The 6,389-nt window shown below is 38.4% G+C and carries 5 protein-coding genes and 1 pseudogene; 3 read left to right on the forward strand and 3 right to left on the reverse strand.

Going from position 1 to position 6,389, the window contains the following annotated elements; all coding sequences use genetic code 11:
* Positions 1-71: 71 nt before the first annotated feature.
* A pseudogene (locus AC1UFB_RS01430) lies at positions 72-2,381 on the forward strand (efflux RND transporter permease subunit); the annotation flags it as partial.
* 161 nt (positions 2,382-2,542) lie between these two features.
* The gene (locus AC1UFB_RS01435) at positions 2,543-2,686 is read left to right on the forward strand and encodes a hypothetical protein (protein WP_186317492.1); all 144 of its coding nucleotides are present in this window, start codon (positions 2,543-2,545) and stop codon (positions 2,684-2,686) included.
* Between the two features lie 101 nt (positions 2,687-2,787).
* Here AC1UFB_RS01435 and AC1UFB_RS01440 read toward each other — a convergent pair whose 3' ends face one another.
* Together AC1UFB_RS01440 and AC1UFB_RS01445 are read right to left on the reverse strand one after the other, a co-directional pair.
* Positions 2,788-3,135 (reverse strand): hypothetical protein, encoded by a 348-nt coding sequence (locus tag AC1UFB_RS01440; protein ID WP_098813364.1) that lies wholly within the window; start codon positions 3,133-3,135, stop codon positions 2,788-2,790.
* A gap of 165 nt (positions 3,136-3,300) precedes the next feature.
* Positions 3,301-3,690 carry a Y-family DNA polymerase gene (locus AC1UFB_RS01445; RefSeq protein WP_224840148.1) on the reverse strand — a complete coding sequence of 130 codons (390 nt, stop codon included), beginning with the start codon at positions 3,688-3,690 and terminating at the stop codon, positions 3,301-3,303.
* Between the two features lie 283 nt (positions 3,691-3,973).
* Here AC1UFB_RS01445 and AC1UFB_RS01450 point away from each other — a divergent pair, with 283 nt between their 5' ends.
* Positions 3,974-4,822, forward strand: coding sequence for a hypothetical protein (locus AC1UFB_RS01450; protein ID WP_025911766.1), 849 nt, complete (start codon positions 3,974-3,976; stop codon positions 4,820-4,822).
* A 248-nt stretch (positions 4,823-5,070) separates the two neighbouring features.
* Here AC1UFB_RS01450 and AC1UFB_RS01455 read toward each other — a convergent pair whose 3' ends face one another.
* Positions 5,071-6,222, reverse strand: coding sequence for a hypothetical protein (locus AC1UFB_RS01455; RefSeq protein WP_482588361.1), 1,152 nt, complete (start codon positions 6,220-6,222; stop codon positions 5,071-5,073).
* Between the last annotated feature and the right edge of the window lie 167 nt (positions 6,223-6,389).

Below are 6,389 nucleotides of genomic sequence, written 5' to 3' on the forward strand. Positions count from 1 at the left end.
GGGGCCTCTGAGCAAATTTTAAAAAGAATAGCCGGTGTTCATATGCCGGATTATTAAGTAAAACTTATAGAGATATTGCAACAATTGAAACGGTTGGTAAAGTGCCATCTATTTCGCGCACAAATGGAAAAGATGCGATTTCAATTCAAATTACGAAAACGCAGGAAGCAAATACCGTAGAAGTTGTTAATGCGGTGAAAGATTTAATTAAAGATCAAGAAAAAGAGATTGATGGCTTAGCAATCGACGTAACGCTAGACCAAGGTGAACCGATTGAAGAATCCGTATTTACGATGGTAGAAAAAGCGCTATTCGGTGGTTTATTCGCCGTTATCATCATCTTGTTGTTCTTGCGCAGCATTAAATCTACCATTATCTCAATCATTTCAATTCCAGTTTCCATTTTCATGGCACTACTGCTACTAAACTGGCTTGATATTACGCTAAACATTATGACGCTAGGGGCTATCACAGTAGCCATTGGTCGTGTTATTGACGACTCGATTGTCGTAGTGGAAAATATCTACCGACGCATGAACTTGTCCGACGAAAAACTTCGTGGCCGCGCGTTAATTCGTGAAGCAACGATTGAAATGTTTAAACCAATTCTTTCGTCTACGCTCGTAACGGTTGCTGTATTCGCGCCGCTCATGTTTGTTGGCGGTATGGTTGGTGAATTATTCAGACCGTTTGCTTTAACAATGGCATTCGCGTTAGGAGCATCACTACTCGTTGCGATTACGATTGTACCAGCGCTTTCTCACTTCTTATTCCGTAAAAACTTATCGGGTGAAAAAGAAGTAAAAGCGCATAAAGAAGGTGGAAAACTAGCAAACTGGTATAAAGGTTTCCTCGGAAAAGTCTTAAACCATAAAATTATTGCATCTTTAATCGCAGTTGTATTACTTGTAGGGTCACTTGCTTTAACACCGCTCATTGGCTTTAGCTTCATGGGTTCAGAAGAAGAAAAAGTTGTGTACTTAACGTATACGCCAGCGGCTGGTGAGTTGAAAGAAGAAACGCTCAAAAATGTTGAAAAAGTTGAAGAGCATTTCATGAAGCGTGATGACTTAGAAACAATTCAGTTCTCAATCAATGACGAAACAAGCACAGACGCATCAGCAGTCATGATGGGTGGCGGAAGCGGAGCGTTGATGTACTTATTCTTTGACGAAGATGTGAAGAACTTTGCTGACGTAAAAGAAGAAGTCATTGACTACGCAACAAACCTTGACCAGTCAGGTGAATGGAAGTCACAGGATTTTGGCATGGGCGGCATGTCGTCTGATGAAGTAAGCTATACGCTATACGGCAAGGATTTAGACGACTTAAATAAAGCAGCTTCAGACGTTGAAAAAGCATTAAAAGACGTAAAAGAATTAGAAAACGTCAAATCTGATTTTGAAAATCCATACGTTGAGCACATGATGAAAATAAATCAACAAGAGCTTCTGCAATATGGGTTAACAACAGCAAAAATTGCAGGAGCGCTATCTGCACAAAATAGTGGTGACGTGCTGACTACCGTTGAAAAAGACGGAGAAGAAGTCAACGTTACAGTTCAAAGCGATGCAAAAAAAGAGCCAAAATCAATGGATGAATTGTTAGAAACACAGGTTCCAACGGCTCAAGGAACAGCAATGCCTTTATCTGAAATTGTAGAGGTAGAGGAAGGAACAACCTATACGACGCTTGCTCGTAACAAAGGTGAATTCTACACAACGATTTCTGGTAAAATTGTCGGCGACGACGTATCAAAAGCAACGGCTGAAGCCGATAAAAAGATTGACAACATTGACTTACCAAATGGTGTAAAAATAGACGTTGCCGGAGTGGCAGCGGATATGCAGGAATCCTTTACGCAGCTAGGCGTAGCGATGCTTGCAGCGATTCTCATCGTTTACTTTATCCTTGTGGTAACGTTCGGTGAAGGTTTAGCACCGTTTGCGATCTTATTCTCACTGCCGTTTGCAGTTATCGGTTCGTTTGTCGGACTGTGGATTGCAGGTGAAACGATTTCCGTATCCGTTATGATGGGACTCCTGATGTTAATTGGAATCGTTGTAACCAACGCCATTGTACTTGTAGACCGCATCATTGAAATGGAGCGCGCGGGAATGTCCATTCGTGACGCGATTCTTGAAGCAGGATCAACGCGACTTCGTCCAATTCTGATGACAGCAATCGCAACGATAGGCGCAATGGCTCCAATGGTGTTCGGTGCAGGCGGAGCGGGACTAATTTCAAAAGGATTAGCCATCACCGTAATCGGTGGGTTAACATCTTCAACGCTGTTAACGCTAGTCATTGTACCAATTGTCTATGAAGCATTATCGAAGCTATTGAAGAAAAATCGTCAAGTGGTAGAAGAAGACATGTAATAGAAAGCGCCCTTTTGAAAGGGGCGCTTTTTTGTTTGAACTTTAACTCAAAAACTACTATCTTTCTATTGTTTTAGATTGTATAATTTTTCCTTAAGAGGAGGGTCGTTTGTTTATTCGACTATCTCTAAAGCCAACAGCAAGAAACGGAGTGCGATTAGATGGAACCAATTGAAACAAAACTTTTAAACAACCGTCGCTTAAATGATTATCCGCTGTTTAAGAAGTTTTGTGTGTTAAAAGAAAAAGGGAAAAACTATCCAGGAGTAAAAGCATACTTTTACGGACTTTTACTGGTCTTGTAATACTTATTATGTTAACTGAACATTCATAGGTTATAGAGTTAAAAAATAGAAGAGGCTGGGACATAACTAGCCAAAAATAATGAAAAAGGGTTCTCATCATATTATCCCTCTTTTGTTACCTTCTTTAATAATTGTTTTTTGTTATCTTTATCTTCAACAATAATATATTCTTCTGTTCCCTTGACTGAATAGATTTTTGTACCAACTTCATAATAGTTTGATTGATTATTTTCTGGCATCTCATTCGCTTTTGTTTTCTTTTCTACCGTACCAATCTGTTCTCCTATTTCTTTACTTTTATCTAATTTATCCTCAGTTCCGTTATATTCGTTATTTTGAACTACAATAATTACAGCAGAACTTCCTTTGTCAGTACCTGTACTTTCCTGATTACATGCAGTTAATATAACTAAATAAGCTATTGACAGAAAAATAATCAATTTTTTCATATTGGCCTCCAAAGATTATTTTATGGAATATATTATATATTCTACCTTTTATTGTTTTTATAAACAATTGATTTTTTGAATATTTAATATATTAACATCCTAATATGCTGCTCTTCACTTATATAAAACGAGATTTTGCATAGTAAAGCCTTGTTCTTTCCTAAATTAATATTTTCTACGATTTAAAGGTCTTTCCGTAGCAGAGGAGATTCCCCAAAAATCCTTCATTGGGCGAATAGCCCACAACTTAAAGGGAATATCCTTATATCGCCAATACGCCACTCCTGTTGGTCTATTCTTGGCCTCATGGTCTAAGCTTACCTTCGCCAGTAAGAGATTAGGTCCTATGCCTGCCGTAGCTGTCAGGCGTGTCTTATGATAAATTTCGTCGATAATCTTGTGGGCTAATTCTTCTGGTGTACGAGCAAATAGATGCAACGCAGCTGTCGCATCAATAAACAATTCATCAATACTATACGCATGAAAGCCTTCAGGAGCAACATCCTGTAACACCAAACTAGAAATATAATTCGAAGCCTTGATATATCTCTCCATTATCGCTTATAAATTTCCTTGTTAATAACAAAAGTTTTTATTAAGTCGGATAGGAAGACAATCTAATGAATACTTTCTTAACCAATCAAATTTAAATTGAGCATTTCATTCTCTTTTTTAAATAAAATACGTTCATAAAAGTGTATGACATTAAGTGGACGTTCGTAATTTATTTTTGAATTTAAACGAACGATAAAAATAATAAATTTTCTATCCAAAAGAAAAGTCCGTAAAAGTATACTATTACGAACAATAAAACGGCAAACAGTGAGGTTTTAGAAATATGAACAAAATTACCTTTACCAAAATGAAAGCAGACTCAGCTTTTATCCAAGCAGAAAATCCAGAGCACATCTATGTTAGCAAAGATAATGTGCTGTTTTATTTAGTGGAAAGCAACAAGGGGCCTATTCAAATTCATAACGGAAGGGGCAAGATCATTGCTGTGTTGCCTCGCCATGTGGTGCATGCAGATTATGTGTTAACGGTGCAGCAAGTAAAGCCTGATAGATGGATGCTTCTGCATTATGATGAAGAAAAAGAAACGAATGTGATTTGTGTGTTTAGCTGTGAAGGAGAAGTGATGAAAGAATTTTCAGTAGGAGAAGGAATCGCAGACTGTCAGGTAGATGATGTACACCAAATCTGGATTAGTTATTTTGATGAGGGGATATTTAGCGGATCTGAAATGAGCCGATCTGGTTTAGTAGCACTCGACATAGACGGTAACATAATTTTCGATTATGGAGATATAGTTAATGTGCATAATTTGCCGTCTATTGATGATTGCTACGGAATGAACGTGTTGGGTGATGAGATTTGGCTTTATTATTATTCGGAATTTCCTGTTGTGCAATTAAAAAACAATCACTTACATAACTGGTGGCCTGATACGAACCTAGGGGATTATTTATCAGGAGGCTTTGCCGTGTGGGATAACGTACTTCTATTTGAAGCTGCAGAACAAGAGTTGATGACCTATTCGCTACAAACGAAAGAGTTTTCTTCAGCTATTGCTGTTGACGAACAAGGAAACCGACTGGACTTTTGGGACTGTTTCTATAAAGGAGCTTCTATTTATTTGCGGACGGATGAAGGGGTATATAGATTTACACCCAACGAAGCTGAATAGTGAACAAGGGGTATATTCGTTGTTCATTTTTATAATTTATAAAAAGTCAATTTAGCATATCCTTTAGATAGAATCGCTTGTAACTCCCCCATTTCAACCTTTATGAGTGAGGGAGTTTAATATGCAACAGAACAAAACCTAAGTACTTCACTGCTTTAAGTGTAGATTTTGTTTTCTAAGAGTTCCGATTCCAAAAATAAACAATGGAAAAACCAAGCCAAAAGTAAGAGTATAAAAAAGAAGAGGAGCTAAACCGAAAAATCTCCCTTTTTCTTGCGCTTTCTAATCACGCGGAATAAGCCAATTCCACTCAGCAAAATACCAAGGGCAATCAACACGTCGTAAACTGTCTTTTCCTGCTTTTCTTGGCCAAGCTGATAGTATTCTTTATACGCTGTCACCGCTGCTTTGTTTTTCTTATAGGCAGCGGGAACATCCATTTGAGTGCCTAACTTCCAGCCGTCTTGGTACGCTTGTTTTTTGAACTGGGCTGCTTTTTTATTAGAAACAAATCCTTGTTGGTAGACTTCTAGAAGCTGAACATTCCATTCATACACTTTTGGTACTTTGTACTTTTTATTCAGAAAAGCAGCATTAAATCCTTCCATCTTCACATCTTCTAAGCGCTTCTTTTCACCTTTATTGTAACCTTTTGTAAATGCTTCGGTGCCGGCAGGCGTAAGACCATCGGGAACAACGAGTGGCTCCATGCTGTATCCAAGCTTATAGCCATCTTTTTCATACTGTACGTTTTTAGCCGCTTCTTTTTCGTTCATTGCTTTTTGAAAGCCTTCTTCAAATGCTTTTTGCGTCATAGGGTCTTCGGTATAAAGCTCTGGTACCGACATTGCTTCATCTTGTACGCCTTGCTGGTATCCTTCTTCTCTTGCTTTTACAGAAAGATCCATCGTTTCAATCGCTTTTTCGTAGCCAAACGTGAAGCCTTCGTTCCAGTCAGCCGACTTGCTTTTCATAGTGGGAGGGGTATAAGCGACCGTCGCGTTCTCATAGTCTTGAATTCCGATTTCGTATCCTGCTTTTTCGCCAGCGCTATAATCGGTTTCTTTTTCAGTCTTTTCTTCTTCTGTCTTACTTCGCTTTCCGCTTTCAAAGCCGACCGAATAGCCTAGCATGAACCAGCTTGCAGCTTCTGAGGGATAAGCTGCAAGCTGGTTGTTTCCGTCAAAGCTTATGAATTTCTCACCGCTATAGCCATCGCTTTCTCCAAGCGCATAGCCATTATCATATACGCGTTCATACAGCACGTCCAACTCCTCTTCAGGAGCGGTATTTTCATTGGGCTCCACGGCAGTAGTAGCCAGCACCTTGGTCGGTATAAACGTATTTGTGGATAATAATCCGAACATCGACAAGCTCAGTATAAGCACCTTTTTTTTCATGTCTTCACCTTTTATGTGCGTTTATAGTTTGATCGTTTTGTTTCATTCTTAAATTACAACTAACTAGAAAAAATGTGTTTAATTTCAATAAATATTACCACTAGTGTTGCATTAATTTAAATTAACTATTAAAAAGACTCAAAATCTTCAATTTTATTATTTTAGGC

The sequence above is a fragment of the Priestia sp. KCTC 13724 genome (genome assembly GCF_056820425.1).

Excerpts from the sequence above, each read along its gene's own strand:
- AC1UFB_RS01435 (WP_186317492.1), top strand. The coding sequence starts at position 2,543 with ATGGAACCAATTGAAACAAAACTTTTAAACAACCGTCGCTTAAATGAT.
- AC1UFB_RS01440 (WP_098813364.1), bottom strand. The coding sequence starts at position 3,135 with ATGAAAAAATTGATTATTTTTCTGTCAATAGCTTATTTAGTTATATTA.
- AC1UFB_RS01445 (WP_224840148.1), bottom strand. The coding sequence starts at position 3,690 with ATGGAGAGATATATCAAGGCTTCGAATTATATTTCTAGTTTGGTGTTA.
- AC1UFB_RS01450 (WP_025911766.1), top strand. The coding sequence starts at position 3,974 with ATGAACAAAATTACCTTTACCAAAATGAAAGCAGACTCAGCTTTTATC.
- AC1UFB_RS01455 (WP_482588361.1), bottom strand. The coding sequence starts at position 6,222 with ATGAAAAAAAAGGTGCTTATACTGAGCTTGTCGATGTTCGGATTATTA.